This window comes from Vibrio sp. 1288 (assembly GCF_033344475.1).
On the sequence record NZ_JAWPOX010000572.1, the window covers coordinates 1 to 680 of the forward strand.

General features: G+C 44.1%; 2 protein-coding genes. One reads left to right on the forward strand and one right to left on the reverse strand.

Annotation, left to right across the window (positions count from 1 at the left end; genetic code table 11):
• Positions 1-306, reverse strand: a 306-nt coding sequence (locus R8O11_RS28100; RefSeq protein WP_005459414.1) for a DUF6482 family protein, incomplete at its 3' end; no start/stop codon positions are given.
• Between the two features lie 156 nt (positions 307-462).
• On the opposite strand from R8O11_RS28100, the gene R8O11_RS28105 reads away from it, so the two are divergent.
• Positions 463-680 (forward strand): aldo/keto reductase (locus R8O11_RS28105; protein WP_318194983.1); only part of this gene is annotated, 218 nt, incomplete at its 3' end.

Here is a 680-nt window from a genome sequence, read left to right on the forward strand (position 1 = left end):
GGTAACCAACGATAATTCGATATCGCAGTAGGAGGCAGTACCCTCACTACCGCACTCATCGTAAGCGTTGTGTAACCGCAAATAAGCTTTGTCGATACCTAACCTGAGCAGCTCTTCTTTCACCAAATCTAAGGAACCAAAATGAAGCGGTTCCTCTCCATCTTTAATCGGCTCTAGCTGGTGCTTATATTCCACAGCTAGCAAATAGTCAGAGACATCGGAACACCCAATGACAAATACTTTGGGTAACGTATAGGTGTCTTTATGTTGACCATGTAGCCACATGTCCAGTTGATGCTTCTGCATAGTGCACCTCCTTCACAAGATCTTTTTAGTGTAGTTGGGGGATGAATACCTTTCGAGCCACACTTGCGCTTATACGTAAATGATTTGCGATAGCGACCAAAAATCCCATATATTGATGGATAACCTATTCAGTTGGCTATTTTTCAAGGAAGTGAAATGCAATACACCAAACTACCGCACTCATCACTCGAGATCAGTAAAATCTGTCTCGGCACTATGACTTTTGGTGAGCAAAATATCGAACAGGAAGCTTTTGAGCAGCTCGACTTTGCTGTCGATCATGGGGTGAACTTCATCGATACCGCAGAGATGGACCCTGTTCCGCCAAAAGCAGAAAAACAAGACCCAACAAAAGAACACATCGACAACGGGCG